Consider the following 21,493-nt stretch of genomic DNA (forward strand, 5'->3'; position numbering starts at 1 on the left):
ATTTTAGATTTCCCAGTCCCCAGTCCCCAGTCCCCATTTTTTAAAACATATCTGCGGGGTCGGCGGATTGTAATTTACGGGTGGCGATCGCACCAGAAATTATGCACATAATCATAGTCAGCGCTAATACCGTCAAGGCTCGTGCTACGGTCATGTAAAGTGGCAAATTCGTGGCATTACGAGTTAAATAGTAAAGTCCTAAAGGTGCGATCGCTCCTGGGATAAAGCCTAAGACTGCCAAAATTATCGCTTCTTCAAATACCACACCTAATAAGTAAAGATTGTTATATCCCATTGCCTTGAAAGTGGCGTATTCTTTCATGTGGGAATTCACATCTGTAGAAAGAACTTGATAAACGATAATCACGCCTACCATAAACCCCATTGCTACACCGAGGCTGAAGATAAACCCGATGGCTGTATTTTTTTTCCAATAATCTGTTTCAAATTCGATAAATTCGGCTTTGGTGAAAACTTTAACATCATCATCTAAATGAGATTCTAAAGCTACTTTCACCTGTTTTGCATCATAGCCTGGTTCTAGTTGAATCAAACCGACACTGACACTACTTGCTTCTCGCTTCGGAAATAGCCGCAAGAAATTCTGGTCGCTGGTAATCAGGTTCCCATCAGCCGCAAAGGAAGCCCCGATTGAAAATAAGCCGTTAATGGTAATCGTTCGGCGGTCAATTTCAGTCGTTACAGGTTTCCCTTGATCAACTTGAGCGATCGCTTCTTTGTAATCTCCTCTGGAGGCGCGATCAAACAGGACGGTATCTGGTAGCTTCAGCCGATCTATCTGGCTGTTCACATCCCCTAAGTTAAACGCTTGCTTTTCAGGATTAATCCCGATAACTAGTACAGATGTCTTTTGGCGGGTTTGAGGATTCTTCCAATCGACAATGCTAATATACATTGGTTCTGCTGACTTCACCCCCTGTACATCCATTGCCTGATACAGTCGCCGCCGCGTAAAGGTAGACGCATTTAAGACGTTACGGGCTTGAGGACTAACTAGGAAAATATCAGCCTGTATACTTTTGTGTAGCTTAGTATTACTTTCAAACAAGGCAGTCTGAAACCCTAGCTGCATGAACATGAGAACATCAGCGAAAGCAATGCCTCCCAATGCCACCAACAGACGGCTTTTTTCATGATTTAGTTGCAACCATCCCAGGGGGGTTCGCTGCCGCAATTGTTGAATAAATCCAATCATAGTTCTATCACCGCCTTTACTTGCAGATTGGTAAACTTGGCAGCTTTGGTAGTAGATGCTTCGTCTAGTCGCACATGAACTTCTACTACTCTGCCGTCAATATTGCTAGAGGGATCACTGTTGACGAGATTTTGTCGCTGTACTTGCATCCCAATCCAATCGACGGTTCCCTGCAATTCGCCGGGAAGAGAATCACTGATTATCTTGACGCGTTGCCCCGATCGCACTTTGTTAATATCACTTTGGTAAACTTCTGCGACTGCATACATCTGATCGGTTCGACCTAGTTCTACAATCCCGTCATTAGAAACGGTTTCTCCAGCTCGTGTATTAATCTTGAGAATTTGTCCCGCTTCGGGAGCGCGGACATAAGCTTGATCGAGTTGCGCTCTAATTTTTGCTACAGTAGCTTGAGCGCTGTCTACCTCTGCTTGGGCGTTGGCAATATCTGTAGGACGAACTTCAGCTGTTTGGTTAAGGGTGGCTTTGGCTTCGTTAATCTGCTGTTGCAAGCTAGCGAGGGTTTGGTTGCGGTTCGCTTTGGCTTCTTTAATCTGCTGTTCTAAAGTAGCGACAGTTCTGGTCTTATTAGCTTGGTTTTCAATTACCTGCTGAGTAGAAGTTTCTGCACTCAAGCGTTTTTGATCGGCTTGCTGACTGGAAATTGCCCCTTCTTTATATAAAGCGTCATAGCGTTGCACTTCTACTTGAGCGTTCCGTTTTTCGGCTGCGACGCGATCCACCGTTGCTTGTAAACTCTGTCGTTGTCCTTGTAAGTCGGCTTCTAGGCGATCAATTGTGGCTTGCTGAGTTTTGACATTTCCCTCTAGTTCAACTTGCAGACGGTTTACCGCAGCTTCTTTGGCTCCAATTTCTCCCTGTTTTGCTCCCGCTTTTACTTTGTTAAGGCTGGATTTGGCAACTTCAACTTGTTTTTGGGCTTCCACCAAACTTGCTTGCAAGCGATCGCGGCTATCCATAATTGCAATTACCTGCCCAGCTTTGACGCGATCGCCTTCTTTCACCAATAGTTTCTGAAGCAGACTGCCCTCAGTCGAAGAAGTTGCAGACAGTTTTATCACTTCTCCATTTGGTTCTAAGTGCCCCAATGCTGTAACTGTTTTTACTACTGGCATAACAACTACTGGCGCTGCTTGCTTTTCATTTGCGGTAGCCTGGAACTTTAGCACCGTGTAAACACTAGCTCCACCTATTGCTAGAGATGCAATTATTGCAAGTGTAGTCGGCGATCGCAAAAGATTTTGGGGAAACTTTAAATCCTCTAATTTCCAGTTCTGCACCATAGGGTTAACCTTTTACCATTAGTAAATTGTACTAAACTGTTCAGTTCAATTCATGCTAAACTAAACTGAGTAGTTTAGTCAAGAGTAAAGCTGGGGACTTGTACTGAGCGAAGCCGAAGTATTGGGGATTGGGCGTTAGGAGTGCTGAGTTAAGAGTTTTGTTTATCTCCCTCATTTCCCCAATCCCCAGTCCCCAGTCCCCAATTCCCAGTCCCCAGTCCCCAATCCCCAATACTTCGGCTTCGCTCAGTACAAGTCCCCAGTCCCCAGTCTTGGCTAAAAAATACTGTAAATGCCGATTAACTTATTAAAATTCTTTAGAAGAGAGGATAATAAATAAATGGTACGGATTAAAACTGACGAAGTTGCTCGAGATAATTCCGTTGATAAAGTGGAGCAAATTCTGCAAGGGGCAATGCAGGAGTTTCTGCAAAATGGCTATGCTGGTACAAGCATGGATCGGGTAGCGGTAGCTGCGGGTGTTTCTAAGGCAACAGTCTACAGCCACTTTCAAGATAAAGAAGGACTTTTTAAAGTACTGATAGAGTCCTTGGCACATCAGAAGTTTAACTCTCTCTTTGACACGGAACCGATGGAGGGAGAACCAAAAATCGTGCTGCGCCAATTAGGAACCAAATTATTAGAACAGATGAATCACGACCACGAACACTGTGCATTTATGCGAGTGCTAATTGGCGAATCGGGTCGTTTTCCGGAATTAACTCAGATATGTGTTCGAGCGATGATTAAACCAATGCTGGAAACGATCGCTCAATATTTGGCTGTTCACCCAGAACTGAATATTACTGATCCAGAGGCCACAGCGAGGATTTTTTTAGGTACATTAGTTAATTTTCATGTGACTCAATATGTCATGCATGGGAGGGATATTATACCAATGGAAAGCGATCGCTTGATTGATGCCTTAACACACTTAATTACTAAATGCGCCGATTGATTGGTTATATCCCGGTGCGTGGCGCTTGTTTGGTCAGAAAGTCAAATTCACCTGGAGTCACAACAGTATTGCCTCCGGCTTTTTTCGTTCCTTACAAGCTGCCACAAATACATCCTCTAGCGATCGCCAGATTAACTAGGCAGGAATAACTTGAACAATTAGTGCGCGTTTATCCAGCGATTGGATTTTACCTACTTGACTGAGATCATTTGCAATTCGGTCTAGCAGTTCTCCCGCTTGGTCACGATATTGATGTTCTCGGCCTCGTAAACGGATGGCAAATTTCACAGAATCGCCTTTACTCAACCACTCAACTGCTTTCTGAATGCGTAAATTGTAATCAGCCACACCCACGTTTAGCCCGAACCGAACTTCCTTTACCGTGGGTCTAGCACTCTGGCTCTGACGTTTTTTCTTTTGATACTGAAGCTTCCCATAGTTGAGAATCTTGGCGATCGGAGCGTCTTTGCCTTGGGAAACTACAACTAAGTCAAGCTCTAAGCTTTCAGCTAGCTGTAGCGCCTCATTGGTGTCGATCAGACCACGATTATTATTCTCATGATCAATCAAGAAGACGCTAGGTGACTTGATTTGTGAATTAATCAGTTGCTTTTGGATTGCGATAATGAATTTCTCCCAATTAATTGTTTAACACTTTAACTTGCCCGATAATGCCAATTTAACACAACACTGAATCAGAGCAACTTTAACGACACAATAGACGGTAATCTGTTAGAATGCAGTACTATGGCACTCGCTCTCAGTCTCGGCGCTACTGCCCATCCAGCTTTTCAATAACTTTTAATTCGTCCGCCTTAGACTGACGCCTTCATTGGTGACAGGCCGATGTTATTTTTGGAGTCTTATGTCTTTTTCTACTCTCGGCTTGTCCAATGAAATTATCCGTGCCGTTACCGAACGAGGATACACCGAACCCACACCAATTCAGATGCAGGCCATTCCTGCCGTCTTGTCGGGTAGCGATTTGCTAGCTGGGGCACAAACTGGCACTGGAAAAACCGCTAGTTTTACCCTACCGCTCTTGCATCGATTGTCATCTGAAAGGAGTAAAGGTACATCTAATGGATACCCGCCAATCCGGGCGCTGATTCTCACCCCGACTCGTGAACTCGCCGCACAAGTGGAAGAAAGCGTGCGCGAGTACGGTAAGTACTTGAAGCTAAACTCAATGGTGATGTTTGGCGGAGTCGGTATTCATCTGCAAAAACAGCGTTTGAGGAATCGAGTGGATATTCTCGTCGCTACTCCAGGGCGACTGCTAGATCACGTACAGCAGGGCACGCTGAACCTATCGCATATTGAGGTTTTGGTGCTAGATGAAGCAGATCGGATGCTGGATATGGGCTTTATTAATGATATTCGCCGTATCCTCTCTCTTCTACCCAAACAGCGACAGAATTTGCTATTTTTCGCTACTTTCTCAGACAAAATTAAGGCGCTGGCTGCCGGACTGCTTAATAATCCGACGATGATTGAGGTAGCACGCCGCAACGTTACCGCCGACACCATCGCCCAGAAGATTTATCAGGTAGACCGTGACAAGAAACGCCAATTACTGGCTCATCTGATTCGGCGAGATAATTGGTATCAAGTGCTAGTGTTCACTCGTACTAAGTATGGCGCTGACCGTTTGGTGAAGCAGTTGGGCGAAGACCGCATTCAAGCATTGGCAATCCACGGTAATAAGAGCCAGCCGGCGCGTACCAACGCTCTAGCAAAGTTCAAGAATGGCAGCTTACAGGTACTCGTGGCAACGGATATTGCTGCTAGAGGTCTTGACATCAGCGAACTGCCTCATGTAGTTAACTTCGATCTGCCCAATGTGCCAGAAGATTATGTTCATCGCATTGGGCGCACCGGTCGCGCTGGCGCCTCAGGTGAAGCCGTATCTTTGGTGTGCATCGATGAACAGCATCTCTTGACAGATATTGAAAAACTGATTGAGCAACGCTTGCCAAAGGAAGTCGTTGCTGGCTTTAGCCCCAACCCCGACATTCAGCCAGAAGCGATCGCAAATGTACGGCAACACAGATCCAAGCCCGGAGGTGATAAGCGTCCGGCTCGTAGTGCTAAACTGTCATCACAGACATCGGTTAAACGTAAGGTAGCGCCACCAGCCACCAATGGCGATAAACCTGCGGCTCGTTCGTCTGGATCGCGCCGTTCTGCTAAACGCGATCGCTGATTTCCTTTCTTCCGTTCGTTCAACGAAGGGGGCAGGCAGCAGGGGGAAATGACCCCTTTCTCCTGTCTCTTTGTTTGTACCCCAATGAAGCGTCAAGAAATAGCTGATTAAATCGAAATTTTAAGCCATTTAATCATATATTTTTTAGCAGATACTTGTGGAAAAGCAAATGCTAGGTGTAAATGTTGTTATGAAAGTTGGCGATCGCGTCCGCGTTAAAGATTCGGTAGTAGTGTATCATCATCCTGAACATCGCAATCAGCCTTTTGACATCAAAGGCATAGAAGGCGATGTATTAGGTATTGCCACCCAATGGCAAGGCAGACCGGTAAGCGCTAATCTGCCGATTGTAGTCCAGTTTAGTAAAAAGTTTAAAGCCCATCTACGTGAAAATGAGTTAGAAGTCATCTAAATAACTCATCGGCGGCGAAACCACTGAAAAATATTCAGTTCGCCGCGCATTCTTTTAAGCTCTCTGCGGTGCTGTTCTGCTGTTGTATAATACCACTCACAATAACGCTTAAACTCTGACCGTGACCGAACTTCATGATAGAACTGATGGGTTGTTTGGTAAGAGCCAAAAGCTTCCTCAACTTGAGGTTGAGTGTACTGAATAATATAGGGTAAGTTTTTAGACATAATGTTAATAAAGTTAAGAGTGGGGAGTGGGGAGTTTTGAATTCAGGCAATTACCGCACTTCATAATTACAAGACTTACGCAAGTGACACGATGCGATCGCTATTTCATATAGCAATCCTAAATCATAAGCCCTGCGGGCAGGCTACGCCAACGTGAAAAATTAGATCCCCGACTTCTTCGAGAAGTCGGGGATCTGGACATCGCGTATTTTCACAACTCATTTACAGCAGTTTTCATGTATTTGAACCACATCTGTCGTAAGGGCACAGCAATGCTGTGCCCCTACCGCGTGGTCTATTTACCTGAAAATAGCTGTAAGTACTCAGCAGAATTTGACTGTATTCCATTTTGGAATATGGAAATAGAATTTAAGTATATCGAGTCACGACATCGGAAAAATTGTCGCGATCGAGTCTGATTAGAGAACTCCAAGAAATAAATTATCCAATATTGTGGGGTGGGCATCCTGCCCGGCCAGTCCATAGCGCGGGCGAAACGCCCACCCCACAAGAGTTAATTGGATATTTTTTTATTTGTCAGTCCCTTAATTAAAAATACGGTAGCACGATCGGTTTATGGTATATTACGACCATAAGAACCTGAAATTATCTACTCGCAAACTCAGAGTAGTCTCCAGCCGCTCTCAAACTTTTGATTTTGACTGAAATTTTGTTGTATCAAGTTTTAGCTGATTTGTTAGTGATAACAAATTAGGAGCTTTGTTGCTTGATATTTCCTCCTGCATTCTCTTATAACCAAGCAGTTTCAATTACAGACGCACAATTATGGTAGATATTAAGTTCGCATACTGGATTCCCAACGTCAGTGGTGGGTTAGTTGTTAGTAAAATTCCCCAACGCACAGATTGGACTTACGAATATAATGCTCAACTAGCTCAGACGGCTGAAGAAGTTGGATTTGAATATGCTCTAGCACAAGCCAGATTTATCGCTAGCTATGGTGCTGAGTATCAGCTAGAGGCACTTACAACCGTGTCGGCTTTGGCTCCAGTCACCAAAAAATTGAAGCTAATTGCAGCAGTTCACCCTGGATTGTGGCATCCGGGAGTAGTTGCCAAAATCGGTGCCAGCATTGATTTTCTCTCTAACGGTCGGTTTGCTCTGAATGTAGTTAGCGGCTGGTTCAAAGATGAATTCACTATATATGGTGAACATTGGTTAGACCATGACGAACGCTATCGCCGTTCCGAAGAATTTATCCGCGTTCTCAAAGGTTTGTGGACTGAGGATGAGTTTCACTTTAAAGGCGACTTTTACCGCATTAACGGCGGTTGGGTGAAGCCTAGACCAATTCATCAGAACCCACACCCGGAGATATTCCAAGGTGGTAACTCGAAAGCCGCGCGACGTATGGCTGGCCGCGTTTCTGATTGGTATTTTATGAATGGTAACACCATAGAAGGGGTGCGATCGCAGATTGCAGAAGTGTCTAAATTAGCGAGTCTTGAAGGACGCAAAATTAAGTTTGGTCTGAATTCCTTTATCATCGTGCGAGATACGGAAGCAGAAGCCCATGAAGTATTGCGCGATATTATTGCCCAAGCTGATGTGGAAGCAGTGAAAGGATTTGGCGAAGCGGTGAAACAAGCGGGATCTTCGACTCGTGAACGTGAGGGAATGTGGGCGAATTCCAATTTTGAAGACTTAGTGCAGTATAACGATGGCTTCCGGTCAGGCTTGATTGGGACGGCTGAACAAGTAGCTGAGAAGATTCGCCAGTTTCATGAAGTGGGAGTTGATCTAATTCTCGGTGGCTTCTTACACTACACAGATGATTTGCCTGCATTTGGTAAGACAGTAATTCCGATTGTGCGCGAACTTAAAGCCCATCGTCGAACAGCTGATGAGTTGGTTGTGGCGTAGATTAACAGCAGATTGCGCTCTAATCGAATACACGTAGAGACGTAGCAGTGCTACGTCTCTACAAGGTTTTGGGTTTTATATATGTACTTCATTTACCTGAAATCTGCTGTAACAGAACTTTGTGGGTTTTGTGGATTTGTAGCTGTTCTAGATAACAGCTAGATCCACTCACTCCGACAGTAAATACCAGCGATTAGTACACGTTCAAACGCGAAAAAGAGTGTCATAGGGGTAGTGGGAATTGCTCTCAAAGTAGATTTCCCATACAGATATTGCCAGCATTGCATCAGACTTGATCAGTTTTGCTTTCTTGAATTTGAAGGATGGCCATCTTGTCCATCACCCATATTAAATGGGCAAGATGTCCATCCCTCAAATCGGATGTGGTGATCAAATAGAAATATGGGAACTCCAAGAAATAAATTATCCAATTTCACTCCTTCAAAACGGCTTTTTCTCCCCCTGCTCCCTGCCCCCTGCTCCCCTGCCTTAAAAGCGATGGGATATTTATCTGGAAGTCCCTATTTTCCATTGCCTCATAGTAGTGGCGATTATGAGTCACTCAATCACAATCAAGGAGTTTTACCATGACATCAGTAATTAATACAGAACAGAAAGCGCATATTATTCAGGATGACCAAGAAGCGATCGCGATCGCTCACGAACTAGCAGCTGAGTTTGCCAAGGGAGACTCAGAACGCGATCAAACTCGGCGTTTACCTGCTGAAGAAGTGCAAAAGTTCTCCCAGAGTGGATTGTGGGGCATTACAGTTCCGAAAGAGTATGGCGGTGCTTTTGTCTCAAGTGCGACCCTGGCAGAAGTAATTAAAATCATTTCCGAAGCCGATTCTAGCCTCGGTCAAATTCCCCAAAACCACCTCTACATGGTGGAAGCAGTCCGCTTGGATGGCACAGTTCAGCAGAAAAAGTTCTTCTTTGATTTGGCTCTAGAAGGCAAGCGGTTTGGTAACGCCTTCTCAGAAATTGGCACTAAGTCTGTTACTGATGTCCAGACAAAATTAACACCAGATGGATCTGACTTCGTACTCAACGGACGCAAATATTACTCGGCTGGAGCATTACTGGCACATTGGGTTCCCGTCATTGCCAGTAATCCAGATGGTAAAACAGTGGTGGCATTTGTCGAAAGAGATGCCCCAGGATTAACTCTACTTGATGACTGGACGAGCTTCGGACAGCGTACCACAGCTAGCGGTACTACCATTATTGAAAATGTGAAAGTTAAAGCAGAACACGTCATTCCACACTACTTAGCCTTTGAGCGGGCAACACCAATGGGTGCGATCGCGCAAATCATCCAAGCCGCCGTAGATGTGGGAATTGCTAAAGCCGCAGTCCGTGACACCATCCACTTTGTCCGCAACCATACTCGCCCTTGGGTTGATAGCAACTTAGAAAAAGGTTATGAAGACCCCCTGACGCTCTATAACTTAGGTAATGTCCAAATTCAAGTTCACGCTTCAGAAGCATTGCTACGTCGTGCAGGCGAATTTCTTGATGTCGCCAACGAGTCAGGTTTAGAAGAACCCAAGGTAGTTGAAGCATCGATCGCAGTTGCAGAAGCCAAAGCCTTAGCCACCGAAGCCGCATTACTAGCTACCAACAAGTTATTTGAACTAGCAGGTACTAAGTCCACATTGGAAGAATTCAACTACAATCGCCACTGGCGAAATGCCCGCGCTCACACACTCCACGATCCCGTCCGTTGGAAGTACTACGCTGTTGGCAACTACTTCCTCAATGGTGTCTACCCCCCGCGCCATCCTTGGTTGTAATTGCGGCATTCTCTATTGGGGTGAAGCTTTCAAAGGTAACATTTACCAGAATGCTTTGCCCCTAATAAATCCAACATTATTTAAGTTGACCCTATGAGCCTTGCAAACCCAACCCAGAGACGGAGCATTTGGAAAAGCCAGCCATTTAAGGGACTGCTTTTCATTGCTGTAATTGCTGTCATTAGCTATATTTTTGAACTCATCTTTGGTCAAATTCTTCAGTTGAATGTGGGAACAAAGTTGACTTACATCACGATATGCTTCGTCTGGTGGTGGCATCTAGGTTTTTCCCTCAACGGCTATCCAGGCTCACGCTTTTCCTCCACCCGATTTGGACGAGGAACAGTGAATTTAGTAGTGTTGTTGACGCTAGTTTACATTACTGGAGAAGCTTGGAAATTCATCTCTGCTAAACCAGCTATCACTGATACACCAGTTGGCTTGTGGGGACAAACAGCAATCATTGCAGCTGCCGCCAGTTTGTTCTTCTTTGACAACACGATTGTCACCACTGACGAAGTACGCAACTGGCATCCAGTGAGCGGCTTTCTCAATATTTTATTTGCCGTCTTTTTTATTGCCCCCGCCCTCACATTTTTGCCGCAAATGTGGGGACTTCAACCATTTTACATTCCTTGGTATTGGTATCCTTGTTCGACGGTATTCGGCAGTTTCTTTGAACGTTGGCCTTTGAACAAATTGGAACTAGGAATGCCACGTTTAGGGTTACTCCATACAGGCATTATTTTGTTACTCACTCTGATTACAGAATTGTTCCTCAAACAACTGGGACTGGATTTGTTTACCACAACTACAGGGCCAACCTTTGCTGCAATTTGGACAACTGTTGGCTTAGGATTTGTTTGGCAATTCAATATGTGGCCTTTCACGGAGCTATCACAGCCCACAAAAGGCATAGTTGCATCGGTTGCTAGTTTAATAATTTCGGTCTTGTTGTACCTGGTGACAGTATCCCTGATCGGTAAGGAAAATATTATCCAAGGGCTTTACTGGTGGTTTAATATCCTTTGGGTTCAAGTATTTTTAATGGCTCCAGGATTATACGACGGAATTAGCCTTTGGCAGGATGTACCGCCACAAGTTGAAGAACCGCAACCCCTGAGCTTGAATCGTGAAGGGCGTTAATAGTTGTGATTTTGCTGTCTGTCGTAGGGGCACAGCATTGCTGTGCCCCTACCGCGTGGTCTATTTACCTGAAAATAGCTGTAAATTTTAGCGATCGCCATCCTCTTGAAGTTGATATATGCGGTCTGACTAGATCAATTCAGCAGCGCCAAAATTTTTAACATTGCTGAATTGTTCTTGGTATCTTTGCTGAATATCTAAAAGGTGAAGGTTGTTCTCACAGTGCCAATTACCGCATCCTGATTGTCATCGTTTTGACCAGGGGCTGTTATCCAAATAACACCTGGGGTAATGGCAATGTTATCTGTAAGCTGATACTTGTAAAAGCCTTCAATATGCAACGATAAATCGTTTGCAGGTGCTGGATTCCCACCCCGATAAGGTTCTGCGCCCACAAGAATACCACCAAGGTTGCCTTGTTTACCTAAATCTGGGAATGCCAATCCCAAAGCATAGTACCAAATATCAGCACTACCACTACCTGCCAGATTTTTGGCGTTAGTGTAGCCAAAGAACCCATTGACTGCAACTTTCGGACTGAATTTATAAAAAGCTTCTGCTCCATAAGAGTTTGTAATTACTTCATTAAAAGGAGTGTTGGCTTGTGCAGTTCCGACGATCGCTCCACCACTACCAATATCAAATATCGCTCCCCGATTTTGATAGGCATTTACATAGGTTAAGCCAATACCAGAGTTCTTGTTGGGGTTCCATGCTAGTTGGGCGATCGCGCCATATTGACCATTAAATAGGCCACTACCTGCTTGCGGACTAGCATGATCCCCTGCTAAATAACCCAAGCTCAATACAATTTTGTCACTGAATTTGTAATTGATTCCAGCACCAGCACCACCACCAATTCTATAGATAGGGTTGGATGAAGCAAATTCTGTCAGAGCGCGACCGCCTCCCGTAGCACTATCCAAATAGGGACTGAGAGTGGGAATGTAATCAAAAAATACTCCGTTTACTGCTCCTACGTAAGCCTCTATTTTGTCTCCAATCGGGAAGTAATAAGCGAGCCAATCGAGAAAATCATTGTTGTTGGCTGGAGATAGATTAAAGGTTTGAAGTCCTTCTGCTGTACCATTTGGCAGCTTTAAGGTAGTGGCGTTTCCAGCAGTTAAACGGACATTGAGAGTATCTCTACCTGTAAAACTAGTTTTGAAAACCAGGCGAACTCTATCTTGAAAAACTGTGTTGCTATTATTAACGGAGCCACTAAAGGCATTTGTGACGGCAAAGACGGCTTCTCCTACTAACTTTGTTGTTGTAGAAAACTGATTGGCTTCTAGTTTCGCAGTCTGAGCTTCTAAACTATCAAGGCGACCCTGTAAAGTTGCTAGTTCAGCAGCAAATTCTGCTTGCAGTCTTTGTAGTGTAGTTAAGTCTTGTTTGGTAACTAAGTCAGATGTAGATGTTGCAATTAGCTCGTTGATTCGAGATAAACAAGCATTTAAGCCTGCTGCAAATTCATAGCGAGTGATGGCGCGGTTTCCCCGATAAGTTTCATTTGGATAGCCTGCAATACATCCATAACGCTCAACTAAAGACTGGAGTGCGCCAAATGCCCAATCAGTTGGCTGCACATCTGAAAACTGAGATACAGATGTTACCTGAGACATACTGTTTTTCTGTTGGACGTTTGCATCACTATTGATTGCAGGAATTTTAGGCGTTTGGGCAATGGTTGTTTCCGAAGAATTGTTCCCTAAATTGGCGATGCCTCTAACGGGCTGCGCCAACGCAGTTGGTATATTTGTTTGAGTCACAGCCACTAAATTTATGTCTTCAGCATAAGCTGATGTGCTGACTAGCAAAGTAGCTCCCAAAATCATCGATTCCATGCATAAATTATGAAATGAACGATTGAACATTTCTATCACTCCTCATATTTGTTAGTTGGAAAATTTAGTGAAAGCGATCAGACATTTCAGTGATTTTTCAAGCTAAAAATTTATGACTAGACCAGAAAAATGCTGAATGACTCTAACTGTCGAAAGGTTTCAGTAATATTGCTACACCTTGAGATATAACCAGATGTATCAGCAAGTCTCTGGCATTTTTATCTGCACATTTCAGTGTAGAAAAGACTTATTTTCACACAAATAGAATCTTTGTACAAGCTATATCTATAATGTGTACAAAATGTTGCATTTTCACATAAAAATCTCAATTTATCGGCATTGATCTATAAAATACTTTATAACTATCAAGTTAAAGTAGTTTAATGCATTTAAATTAACAATATTGCATATATAATTTCTAAAAACAAGTAGATGAGAAAAATTATTCTCAAATTTACTATCAACGAAATATTTTTTGATGCTGCACTAACAAGCTTTAGCTTTCGGAAAAATAAATCTCATTTTGACTTGATTTATTATTTACGTCGTGCAATAATATTCAAGGTAATGATAGTTTTATAAAACTACTGCGAGTCCAAATTTTTTCCATCATAATTTATAGTTACTTATCGGAATAAGGTTAGCAGGAGAAATTGCAAAATATGCAATTAATCGAAACTAAAGAATATCAAAATTATCTGGATTTAGCTAAGTCTTTAGCAAAGGAATTTGCCCAGACTGCTGTAGAGCGGGATGCCAAAGGGGGAACACCAAAACATGAACGCGATCGCTTGCGCCAAAGTAACTTACTGAAACTGATCGTACCCACAGAGTATGGTGGTTTAGGACAAAGCTGGATTACCGTTTTACAAATTACCCGCGAGTTTGCCAAAGTTGATAGTTCCATTGCTCACGTCTTTTCTTACCACCATCTAGGTGTAATTATTCCTCATATCTTTGGTTCGGCAGAGCAAAAACAGCGATATTACTCAGAAACTATTCGTAACAATTGGTTTTGGTGCAATGCCCTCAACCCTTTAGATAAAAGAACTACTCTGACACCAGAAAATGATTATTTCCGTCTGAACGGCATTAAAAGCTTTTGCTCTGGCTCTCAAGACTCAGATATATTGCCGATTACTGCCATTGATCAAGAAACTGGTGAATTGAATATTTTGGCAATTCCCACCCAACGGCAAGGCGTTACTGTTCATCATGATTGGGATAACATCGGGCAACGCCAAACAGATAGTGGTAGTGTGACTTTTGAGAATGTGTTGGTATACCCTGAAGAAATTATTGGTAGTAGAGACAAACCCGGTCAACCCTTCAATACTATTCGCGCCTGCTTAACTCAATTGAATCTTGCGAATATCTACCTGGGAATTGCACAGGGAGCATTTGAAGCGGCTAAAACATATACTTCCACTAATACAAAACCTTGGCTGACATCAGGTGTAGAGAGTGCAACCCAAGATCCTTACATCCTCCAGCACTATGGCAAAATATGGGTTGAACTCCAAGCAGCTAGAAGCTTGACTGAACAAGCAGGAGAATTACTACAAGCGGCTTGGGAAAAAGAATGGTCACTCACCGCCGAACAACGTGGGGAATGTGCGCTTTGCGTCGCTACTGCCAAAGTTGCAGCGACTACAGTCGGTTTAGACATTACAAACCGCATTTTTGAAGTTATGGGCGCACGCGCTACTACGGCAAAGTATGGCTTTGATCGCTATTGGCGTAATCTCCGTACATTCACTCTTCACGATCCAGTAGATTACAAAATCCAAGAAATCGGGAACTGGGCGTTAAATGATGAGCTGCCAAAACCTAACTTTTATTCATAGTTATATCGATTATTTCACCAGTGGTTTGCGATCGCCAAGATTTTCAGATTTACCATAGACTTTCAGCTTAAAATAACTAAGTCAATCTTCACACCAAGCTTAATCTCAGTATTTAAGTTTGTAACCCGTAAAACTTACCATACTGAGTAAATCAGGCAAAAATATGGCAACAAAAATTCCTGTCACAGTGATCACAGGCTTCTTAGGTAGTGGAAAAACCAGCCTAATTCGCCACCTGCTACAAAACAACCAAGGACGCCGCATTGCCGTTATAGTCAATGAATTTGGCGAACTGGGAATTGATGGGGAATTGTTAAAATCCTGTCAAATTTGCCCAGAAGATGGTGAGGGCGACACTAATATCTTTGAATTAACCAACGGCTGCCTATGTTGCACCGTACAGGAAGAATTTTACCCGACGATGCAAGAGTTAATCAAGCGGCGAGATAGCATCGACTGCATTTTGATTGAAACCTCTGGTTTAGCCTTACCAAAACCCCTAGTGAAGGCTTTTCGCTGGCAAGAAATTCGCAACGCCGCTACTGTGGATGCCGTGATTACCGTCGTAGATTGTGCGGCGGTAGCGGCGGGGACATTTGCTAGCGATCCAGAGGCGATCGCAGCCCAACGACAAGCAGATGATAATCTAGAACATGAAACACCCTTGCAAGAACTGTTTGAAGACCAACTTGCTTGTGCAGACTTGGTGGTGTTAAATAAAATTGACTTGGTAGATGCCGAGACTAAAGCTAGAGTTGAGGAATTGATTAAGCAAGAGTTGCCCAGAGTGGTGAAGATTGTCGAGAGCGATTGTTCTCAAATTGATGCATCTATATTATTAGGATTCCAAGCCGCAGTCGAAGATAATTTAGATTCTCGTCCCAGTCATCATGATACCGAAGAAGACCACAACCACGACGAAGAAATTACTTCAGCTAATTTAATTTTGGATCGTACTTTTGACCCAGAAAAGCTGCAACAGCAGTTGGAAATATTGGTACAACAACAAGAAATTTATCGGATTAAAGGCTTTGTAGCAGTGCCAAATAAATCCATGCGCCTAGTTATGCAAGGCGTGGGAAGCCGATTTGATAAATTTTACGATCGCCCCTGGAAACCCGAAGAGGTTAGGCAAACCCGCTTAGTTTTCATCGGTCGTGATTTGAAGTCTTCAGAAATTGAATCACAACTTGTAGCTTTATAACTATACCCAGATCCCCGACTTCTTTGAGAAGTCGGGGATCTATCTCTTGAGAGTTATGAGTTTTCAAAATCAGAAAAACATCATAACTGAGAATCCTTGACTCGACAAAAATATGACCATATCCCAACTATTTAACATTGCCAATCTTTTCGTATTGCCATTTTGGGCGTTGATGATTTTGTTGCCAAACTGGAAAGTTACACGGCAGATAATGTCATCATATTTGCCCTTTATGCTGTTAGCTGGGGCGTATGTGTATTTGTTTATCAACAGCATTACGCCAGAAAATGCCCAAGCTTTATCGAATCCCCAATTAGCCGATATTGCGCGATTTTTTGCAGATGAAACGGCTGCTGCAACAGGTTGGATTCATTTTTTAGTGATGGATTTATTCGTCGGTCGCTGGATTTATTGGGAAGGGCAAAAAACAGGTATTTGGACAATTCACTCCCTTGCACTGTGTTTATTTGCTGGCCCTATGGGGTTACTGTCTCACATCTTGACTGACTGGATTACTAAGAAATTTTTCCCTAAATCTCAGCACAATGAAACGGTGACGGTAGGAGAAAAAGCTGCTTCCTAATTTGACACATGATAGGGTAGCACATCTGTGCTACCCCACTATTACAAATTACCTAATTTTAAAATCAATTAAGCGTTGTCGTGTCTATAGTCAGCATCTAACCAACAGCGTGGTAGAACTTCACCTGAAGGAAAAACGAGATTTTCTTTTTTAAAACTTTCAGGTTGCTGTTCTTCTTGACCTTCTTGGTCTTTTGCGTGAACAACATCATTATTCGGATCAATTAATTCCTGAATTTCAACAATCTTTACCAATTCGCCACTATCTTTGACTTGTAAAAGCATAGAAATTGCCTCAATGAGTTTGCATGGAAGTTCAAAGCGAGTCTCAAGATAAACTCGCTCAAATCTCAACTGATTTTGAACGCGGATATTCCTTAATTCTTAAAGGAAATTTTTATCATATATCCACACATAAATTACACGAGATTGATTTGTGTGTATCTGTGGAGTTGATTTTTAATAGATACAGGAAAGATAAGTAGGTAGGCGTAAATAATTATCGTTGGGATAAAGCAGGGAGCAGGGGGCAGGGAGCAGGGGGAAAAAGAGTTTGAGCCTTGTTTACTTTTCTTTACACAGTGTGGTTTTGTTGTGCCCACTTACTTATACTTAATTCAGAAATTAAAATCGAATCAGGTAATGCTGATTAATAAAATTGTCCAACTAAGATAATTTTGGTTTTCGTGATTAAAAATCACGTTGATATTTTTCCAAAATATCTACTAAAGTCACCTGACATTGCAGGGGTAGTAAATCGATTAAAGGAACTTCACGTTTCCCGCCGCCAATTTTTATTGGAATCGATCCTAAGACTTGTAAAACTCCGTCTTCATTGACAGCGTTGGAAGTAATTAAAGGATACAGTTGCTCGGCAACAACTGTATGCAGTTTGGCATTAGATAAATAAAGATGCCATTTGGCAACGTCTATGTACACATTTTCGCCAATTTCAGCTGCTAGGGCTTCTAGTAGTTCTGTGGTATTAGTCTTAGCCATAAAAATAACCCTACATTAAGAAAAAGTGCGAAATCTCAGGCTTTTTTACATTATCGCTCAATTAACAGCCTAATCCTACTACCAGAGGTTACAATCGCCCCAGCATGAGTAATCCGTCTTCAGGTGGATTTTGGTGGAGTTTCGCTGTAGTTAGCGATCGCAGCAATATAAATTAGATGTACCAATACTATTGCTGTCCAACTTGCAGTCAATAACGGCAGCCACTCCCAGGTAGTGGCTTTTAAGATATGGAAAAACCATAACCCAGAATTAATAGTACTAGCGATCGCCAGATGCACAGCAAAATTCATCCGGTCATCGATCTTGCGGTAATCAGGGTCTTTGCGATTGGGTTTGCGAGGCCAACGAGGAGGCATAAATATTTGTTACAGATTAAATACACCCTAATCATTCTAAGCTTTTTGGGGCATCTAAAGAATAGGGAGTAGGGGTATGTTGTAAGCTGATTACATAATTATAAAATTAAATCATGGGGTCTTTTATGCAGTTGCGCTCACTCACGGTTGTTTTTATTTCCTGTTTCATCACCTTTCTATCGTGGGCGATCGCTCCCCCATCTCTGGCCCTGACACAGATTAAACTATTTGATGTATCTTATAAAGATTGTCCACCAGAACTAGCACAAGGGGCTGTTATCAGTAGTGGTAGTGCGGCTGCTAATTGCTTTATTGTCATTGGCAAGGCACAAAATGGCACTAATAAAACAGTCTACGACGCAGATATTTTTGGACGCATCTATGATGCCAATAATGACTCGGTGATGCAAAACCGCACTCGCTTAGGCTCTATTACCGAGGTGCCACCAGGTATTAGCGATTTTGAATTGAGAATTTCTGTACCTGCAAATCAGCCTACTCCGTTGAAGCTGAAGCAGTTCAAGGCTGCCGGGTTTAGCGGTCAAGTACGTAAGTAATAAATTTTACAGCAGTTTTCATGTATTTGAATCACATCTGTTGTCGGGGCACAGCATTGCTGTACCCCTACCGCGTGGTCTATTTACCTGAAAATAGCTGTAAGTTTTCCTGCTATAAGTCCCGCACATTATCAAAAGATTCGGTGTGGGGATGAATAGGATACAAATAAGAATAGTCCCTTCACAGAATGTAGCGTGCACCGATGCTCCTCTGATAGTAAAATCCTACTTTAGGAATAGTTCTCTAATTAAGAGATTTCCTAATGATTTCAACATCTAATTCTAATAATTCTGCTATTTCCTGAATACTTAACCCTTTTTGTACTAATTTGGGTATCAATTTTAACTTTAATTCTAGCTTTAGTTCTTCTTTTACTTCTTCTTTTACTTCTTCTTTTGCTTCTTGATAAACTCTGGTTTGTTTTAGTAAATTTAAATTCAGCATAGCTTCTATCTCCTCTCGGTTAAAATTGGGAAACTTGTAAACAATAATCTCTTCTATAAATTCTAAAACTTTTCTTTGGATGAGAACATCGGCTAATTCCAATCTAGCTTTGTCAATTAACTGTTTAGCAAGCTCTGGGGCTTTATTCTCACTTTCTACAACCAATCGGACAATTCCTATACCCAGAGATTCTTCGGCTATTACCTCAAGTTCATCCAGATAAAAGCAACGTAAATGAGGCTCTAACAAGGCATGGTAACGTAAAGGACAGAATGTTTCGTTGCTGTGCTGATCATAAATAACTATTGCATACCACTCAGAAGTGACTGGTTTGTATTGAGAAAAGTAAAGGAAAATACTTGTAAATAAACGGTCATAAAATTCTTCATCTTTGTAAAACTGAACTTCTACAAAATAAAGCGGCTCATTCTCAAATCCTTCTAGAGGAGAAAATACTCCATCTAAACGAAAAGAACGTTGTTTAATTTCTGGTGCAATAGACTTATAAGCATTGGTATTAGTATTAGATTAACCAATAAGTTCAAATAAAATACTAGGAAATTCTTGAAATATATCGTATAATATGGTGTCAGTTTTAAATTATTGCATCCATAATTATTATTAGCATTGACACTGAATAAGTCTGAGCTTGTTAGCCCAGACCTAAAATTTATTAGTTGAACATGAAGTAAACTGCAAATTCTGTGTTATCAGACGGATTGCAGACCACCACCTACTATTTGAAGCAGTATAATAGCTAACATTGGTGAAAAATCCATACCGCCTAGTGGGGGAATGATTGAGCGGAACAGATTTAGATAAGGATCGGTTATCTGGCTCAAAGTCGTAAATGGTTGGTTGTACCAGTTGATAGTGGGGAACCAGGTCAATAGAACCCGAATAATTAGCAAAACAGTATAAATCTGAATGAAAGTAGCCAAGGTGTTAATCAGAAGATACATGGATTTTTTGGTTTCCTACTAAGTGTCAAACGCGGTCTTATCTTTTAATTTTAATTTAGTCCACGTCATGCTGTTTGCGGATTCCACATTTACCACATTTGACACTTTCACCACGCCTGAACAAACTTTACTGTTCTTTAGTGAGGGAGCGGTCATTGCTTGCTTGGGGTGAACCGCTATTAACATTTCCCAGCTGATTTCGGACTTCATCAATTGTGGCATTTAGCTGGGCAATTTTATCTTCTAGCGATCGCCTGGCCGTTTCTATGCCAATGCTCTCACTTTCTGAGGCTTTCATCTGACGACGCTTTGCTGCTATTCTCTTAGCTTCGGCTTGGCTATCTGTCAGTTCTGTCTCCTCCTCTGCTAGCAATTGGGGATCGCGTCGAGAAGCAATCAGTGCGCCGATAACACCGCCAAATACACCACCAACAAATGCCCCTGCGATAAAACCACTACCAAAACCATCTCGCTGACTCATATCTTTACCGCCTTCAACAAACCTTGCAACTTTTACAGTAGTTATGCTATTTTGCTGCCCTAGCTGCATACTAGCTTAAGTCCCAAAGATGCGATCGCCTGCATCTCCCAATCCCGGTACAATATATCCCTTGCTGTTCAGTTTTTCGTCAATAGTAGCGGTGTAAACTATTAAACCTGGATAAGCTTCACTCAATTTTTGCAAAGCTGGTGGAGCCGCCACTACACAAACAATCCTGGTCAGGGATGGGTCGGCACCCCGTTGTGTCAATTCTGCCATCGCCGCCATAATTGATCCTCCAGTTGCCAACATTGGATCGGTAATTAACACTCGTGTTTGGGGGTCAAATTTTTCTGGTAACTTGTTCAGATAACAATGAGGTTGCAGTGTCTCTTCGTCTCGCGCCAAGCCCAAGTGATAAATCGATGCTAATGGTAATAAAGTCTGCGCTCCTTCAAGTAATCCTAGTCCAGCCCGCAGAATCGGTACTACTGCCATTGGGACTTGCGGATCAATCACCGTTGCTGGACAGATATCCAAGGGACTCTGCACCGATATTTCTTGGGTCGGCAACCAGTCTCGTGCAGCTTCATAAGTTAGCCATCTTCCCAACTCAGTCATCGCACTGCGAAATAATACTGAAGGTGTGCCCGCATCACGGGCAACTGCCAGCCAGTGTTTGATCAGAGGATGGGGTGGAACGTAAACGCGCAATTGTAGCGTCATAGCCAGAAATAGGCGCCTTTTTATTGTACAAGAACTGAAACACCATAATACTCTTTCCTGCATCCGGCTGACAGATCAAAATTTACGCTCTCAGCTTTATTGATAAATATTTTCATTAGTAGTTGACATTAATTCTCAATCAAGGCTATATTCTTAGAAAGTGTTCTCCTCTCTTTTAAGGATCGGCAGACGGGATTAGCCAGCAGTAGCAGGCTCGTCCCTCTTTTTTTTAATTAGTCATTAGTTAAGCTAAAACACATCTAATTTGCATATTAAAATTTTTTCAACATCTTGTGGGGTGGGCAACATCAGCGCCT

General features: G+C 42.6%; 22 protein-coding genes and 1 pseudogene. 11 read left to right on the top strand and 12 right to left on the bottom strand.

What is annotated here, in order from left to right; translation table 11 throughout:
* Positions 1-40: 40 nt before the first annotated feature.
* Both devC and V7K50_RS10570 read right to left on the bottom strand, forming a co-directional pair.
* The gene (devC, locus tag V7K50_RS10565) at positions 41-1,216 is read right to left on the bottom strand and encodes an ABC transporter permease DevC (RefSeq protein WP_334959742.1); all 1,176 of its coding nucleotides are present in this window, start codon (positions 1,214-1,216) and stop codon (positions 41-43) included.
* Positions 1,213-2,520, bottom strand: a complete 1,308-nt coding sequence (locus V7K50_RS10570; protein WP_334959744.1) for an HlyD family efflux transporter periplasmic adaptor subunit — start codon at positions 2,518-2,520, stop codon at positions 1,213-1,215. The genes devC and V7K50_RS10570 overlap by 4 nt, the downstream gene beginning before the upstream one ends.
* A 340-nt stretch (positions 2,521-2,860) precedes the next feature.
* Between V7K50_RS10570 and V7K50_RS10575 the strand changes: the two genes are divergently transcribed.
* Both V7K50_RS10575 and V7K50_RS10580 read left to right on the top strand, forming a co-directional pair.
* Complete coding sequence (locus V7K50_RS10575; RefSeq protein WP_334959746.1) at positions 2,861-3,478, top strand: TetR/AcrR family transcriptional regulator; 618 nt, start codon at positions 2,861-2,863, stop codon at positions 3,476-3,478.
* Positions 3,466-3,627 carry a hypothetical protein gene (locus V7K50_RS10580; RefSeq protein WP_334959748.1) on the top strand — a complete coding sequence of 54 codons (162 nt, stop codon included), beginning with the start codon at positions 3,466-3,468 and terminating at the stop codon, positions 3,625-3,627. Before V7K50_RS10575 ends, V7K50_RS10580 begins: the two co-directional genes overlap by 13 nt.
* On the opposite strand, the gene infC is transcribed toward V7K50_RS10580, so the two are convergent.
* Positions 3,614-4,123 (bottom strand): translation initiation factor IF-3, encoded by a 510-nt coding sequence (gene infC / locus V7K50_RS10585; RefSeq protein ID WP_334959816.1) that lies wholly within the window; start codon positions 4,121-4,123, stop codon positions 3,614-3,616. The two genes, V7K50_RS10580 and infC, sit on opposite strands and share 14 nt — an antisense overlap.
* 220 nt (positions 4,124-4,343) lie before the next feature.
* Here infC and V7K50_RS10590 point away from each other — a divergent pair, with 220 nt between their 5' ends.
* Together V7K50_RS10590 and V7K50_RS10595 are read left to right on the top strand one after the other, a co-directional pair.
* Positions 4,344-5,684 (top strand): DEAD/DEAH box helicase, encoded by a 1,341-nt coding sequence (locus V7K50_RS10590; RefSeq protein WP_334959750.1) that lies wholly within the window; start codon positions 4,344-4,346, stop codon positions 5,682-5,684.
* Positions 5,685-5,853: 169 nt separating this feature from the next.
* Entirely contained in the window at positions 5,854-6,096 is a 243-nt protein-coding gene (locus tag V7K50_RS10595; RefSeq protein WP_334959752.1) for a ferredoxin-thioredoxin reductase variable chain, read from the top strand.
* Positions 6,097-6,101: 5 nt separating this feature from the next.
* On the opposite strand, the gene V7K50_RS10600 is transcribed toward V7K50_RS10595, so the two are convergent.
* Complete coding sequence (locus V7K50_RS10600) at positions 6,102-6,323, bottom strand: hypothetical protein (RefSeq protein ID WP_334959754.1); 222 nt, start codon at positions 6,321-6,323, stop codon at positions 6,102-6,104.
* 786 nt (positions 6,324-7,109) lie between these two features.
* Between V7K50_RS10600 and sfnG the strand changes: the two genes are divergently transcribed.
* The 3 genes from sfnG to V7K50_RS10615 all read left to right on the top strand — a co-directional run bounded on the left by sfnG (position 7,110) and on the right by V7K50_RS10615 (position 11,149).
* On the top strand, positions 7,110-8,207 hold the full coding sequence (sfnG, locus tag V7K50_RS10605) for a dimethylsulfone monooxygenase SfnG (protein WP_334959756.1): 1,098 nt from the start codon (positions 7,110-7,112) through the stop codon (positions 8,205-8,207).
* Between the two features lie 587 nt (positions 8,208-8,794).
* On the top strand, positions 8,795-10,003 hold the full coding sequence (locus V7K50_RS10610) for an SfnB family sulfur acquisition oxidoreductase (RefSeq protein WP_334959758.1): 1,209 nt from the start codon (positions 8,795-8,797) through the stop codon (positions 10,001-10,003).
* Between the two features lie 93 nt (positions 10,004-10,096).
* A complete protein-coding gene (locus V7K50_RS10615) occupies positions 10,097-11,149 on the top strand; it encodes a hypothetical protein (RefSeq protein WP_334959760.1) in 1,053 nt (350 codons plus the stop codon).
* 197 nt (positions 11,150-11,346) lie between these two features.
* Here the strand turns inward: V7K50_RS10615 and V7K50_RS10620 are convergent, their stop codons facing one another.
* Positions 11,347-13,026, bottom strand: coding sequence for an iron uptake porin (locus V7K50_RS10620; protein ID WP_334959762.1), 1,680 nt, complete (start codon positions 13,024-13,026; stop codon positions 11,347-11,349).
* A 632-nt stretch (positions 13,027-13,658) separates the two neighbouring features.
* Between V7K50_RS10620 and V7K50_RS10625 the strand changes: the two genes are divergently transcribed.
* The 3 genes from V7K50_RS10625 to V7K50_RS10635 all read left to right on the top strand — a co-directional run bounded on the left by V7K50_RS10625 (position 13,659) and on the right by V7K50_RS10635 (position 16,630).
* The gene (locus V7K50_RS10625; protein ID WP_334959764.1) at positions 13,659-14,843 is read left to right on the top strand and encodes an acyl-CoA dehydrogenase family protein; all 1,185 of its coding nucleotides are present in this window, start codon (positions 13,659-13,661) and stop codon (positions 14,841-14,843) included.
* Positions 14,844-15,006: 163 nt separating this feature from the next.
* A complete protein-coding gene (gene cobW, locus V7K50_RS10630) occupies positions 15,007-16,047 on the top strand; it encodes a cobalamin biosynthesis protein CobW (protein WP_334959766.1) in 1,041 nt (346 codons plus the stop codon).
* A 112-nt stretch (positions 16,048-16,159) separates the two neighbouring features.
* A complete protein-coding gene (locus V7K50_RS10635; protein WP_334959768.1) occupies positions 16,160-16,630 on the top strand; it encodes an ABA4-like family protein in 471 nt (156 codons plus the stop codon).
* A 68-nt stretch (positions 16,631-16,698) separates the two neighbouring features.
* Here the strand turns inward: V7K50_RS10635 and V7K50_RS10640 are convergent, their stop codons facing one another.
* From V7K50_RS10640 to V7K50_RS10650, 3 genes are all read right to left on the bottom strand, one after another.
* A complete protein-coding gene (locus V7K50_RS10640; protein WP_322647980.1) occupies positions 16,699-16,914 on the bottom strand; it encodes an acetyltransferase in 216 nt (71 codons plus the stop codon).
* A 405-nt stretch (positions 16,915-17,319) separates the two neighbouring features.
* A complete protein-coding gene (locus V7K50_RS10645) occupies positions 17,320-17,628 on the bottom strand; it encodes a DUF3181 family protein (protein WP_334959770.1) in 309 nt (102 codons plus the stop codon).
* Positions 17,629-17,747: 119 nt separating this feature from the next.
* Complete coding sequence (locus tag V7K50_RS10650; RefSeq protein ID WP_334959772.1) at positions 17,748-18,005, bottom strand: hypothetical protein; 258 nt, start codon at positions 18,003-18,005, stop codon at positions 17,748-17,750.
* Between the two features lie 125 nt (positions 18,006-18,130).
* Here V7K50_RS10650 and V7K50_RS10655 point away from each other — a divergent pair, with 125 nt between their 5' ends.
* Positions 18,131-18,562 carry a biotin carboxylase gene (locus tag V7K50_RS10655; RefSeq protein WP_334959774.1) on the top strand — a complete coding sequence of 144 codons (432 nt, stop codon included), beginning with the start codon at positions 18,131-18,133 and terminating at the stop codon, positions 18,560-18,562.
* Between the two features lie 244 nt (positions 18,563-18,806).
* On the opposite strand, the pseudogene V7K50_RS10660 reads toward V7K50_RS10655, so the two are convergent.
* The 4 genes and pseudogenes from V7K50_RS10660 to upp all read right to left on the bottom strand — a co-directional run bounded on the left by V7K50_RS10660 (position 18,807) and on the right by upp (position 21,176).
* Positions 18,807-19,592, bottom strand: a pseudogene (locus V7K50_RS10660) (Rpn family recombination-promoting nuclease/putative transposase).
* A gap of 125 nt (positions 19,593-19,717) precedes the next feature.
* Entirely contained in the window at positions 19,718-19,969 is a 252-nt protein-coding gene (locus tag V7K50_RS10665) for a YggT family protein (protein WP_334959776.1), read from the bottom strand.
* Positions 19,970-20,096: 127 nt separating this feature from the next.
* Positions 20,097-20,450 carry a hypothetical protein gene (locus V7K50_RS10670; protein ID WP_334959818.1) on the bottom strand — a complete coding sequence of 118 codons (354 nt, stop codon included), beginning with the start codon at positions 20,448-20,450 and terminating at the stop codon, positions 20,097-20,099.
* A 75-nt stretch (positions 20,451-20,525) separates the two neighbouring features.
* Positions 20,526-21,176, bottom strand: coding sequence for a uracil phosphoribosyltransferase (upp, locus tag V7K50_RS10675; RefSeq protein WP_334804072.1), 651 nt, complete (start codon positions 21,174-21,176; stop codon positions 20,526-20,528).
* Positions 21,177-21,493 lie beyond the last annotated feature (317 nt).

This window comes from Nostoc sp. (assembly GCF_036917135.1).
Lineage (GTDB): Bacteria > Cyanobacteriota > Cyanobacteriia > Cyanobacteriales > Nostocaceae > Nostoc.

Coding starts and splice junctions, on each gene's coding strand:
- V7K50_RS10590 (WP_334959750.1), top strand. CDS start 4,344: ATGTCTTTTTCTACTCTCGGCTTGTCCAATGAAATTATCCGTGCCGTT.
- V7K50_RS10580 (WP_334959748.1), top strand. CDS start 3,466: ATGCGCCGATTGATTGGTTATATCCCGGTGCGTGGCGCTTGTTTGGTC.
- V7K50_RS10595 (WP_334959752.1), top strand. CDS start 5,854: ATGCTAGGTGTAAATGTTGTTATGAAAGTTGGCGATCGCGTCCGCGTT.
- V7K50_RS10640 (WP_322647980.1), bottom strand. CDS start 16,914: ATGCTTTTACAAGTCAAAGATAGTGGCGAATTGGTAAAGATTGTTGAA.
- V7K50_RS10570 (WP_334959744.1), bottom strand. CDS start 2,520: ATGGTGCAGAACTGGAAATTAGAGGATTTAAAGTTTCCCCAAAATCTT.
- sfnG (WP_334959756.1), top strand. CDS start 7,110: ATGGTAGATATTAAGTTCGCATACTGGATTCCCAACGTCAGTGGTGGG.
- V7K50_RS10615 (WP_334959760.1), top strand. CDS start 10,097: ATGAGCCTTGCAAACCCAACCCAGAGACGGAGCATTTGGAAAAGCCAG.
- V7K50_RS10645 (WP_334959770.1), bottom strand. CDS start 17,628: ATGGCTAAGACTAATACCACAGAACTACTAGAAGCCCTAGCAGCTGAA.
- upp (WP_334804072.1), bottom strand. CDS start 21,176: ATGACGCTACAATTGCGCGTTTACGTTCCACCCCATCCTCTGATCAAA.
- devC (WP_334959742.1), bottom strand. CDS start 1,216: ATGATTGGATTTATTCAACAATTGCGGCAGCGAACCCCCCTGGGATGG.
- V7K50_RS10665 (WP_334959776.1), bottom strand. CDS start 19,969: ATGTATCTTCTGATTAACACCTTGGCTACTTTCATTCAGATTTATACT.
- V7K50_RS10600 (WP_334959754.1), bottom strand. CDS start 6,323: ATGTCTAAAAACTTACCCTATATTATTCAGTACACTCAACCTCAAGTT.
- V7K50_RS10610 (WP_334959758.1), top strand. CDS start 8,795: ATGACATCAGTAATTAATACAGAACAGAAAGCGCATATTATTCAGGAT.
- V7K50_RS10650 (WP_334959772.1), bottom strand. CDS start 18,005: ATGCCTCCTCGTTGGCCTCGCAAACCCAATCGCAAAGACCCTGATTAC.
- V7K50_RS10625 (WP_334959764.1), top strand. CDS start 13,659: ATGCAATTAATCGAAACTAAAGAATATCAAAATTATCTGGATTTAGCT.
- cobW (WP_334959766.1), top strand. CDS start 15,007: ATGGCAACAAAAATTCCTGTCACAGTGATCACAGGCTTCTTAGGTAGT.
- V7K50_RS10670 (WP_334959818.1), bottom strand. CDS start 20,450: ATGAGTCAGCGAGATGGTTTTGGTAGTGGTTTTATCGCAGGGGCATTT.
- V7K50_RS10620 (WP_334959762.1), bottom strand. CDS start 13,026: ATGTTCAATCGTTCATTTCATAATTTATGCATGGAATCGATGATTTTG.
- V7K50_RS10635 (WP_334959768.1), top strand. CDS start 16,160: ATGACCATATCCCAACTATTTAACATTGCCAATCTTTTCGTATTGCCA.
- V7K50_RS10575 (WP_334959746.1), top strand. CDS start 2,861: ATGGTACGGATTAAAACTGACGAAGTTGCTCGAGATAATTCCGTTGAT.
- V7K50_RS10655 (WP_334959774.1), top strand. CDS start 18,131: ATGCAGTTGCGCTCACTCACGGTTGTTTTTATTTCCTGTTTCATCACC.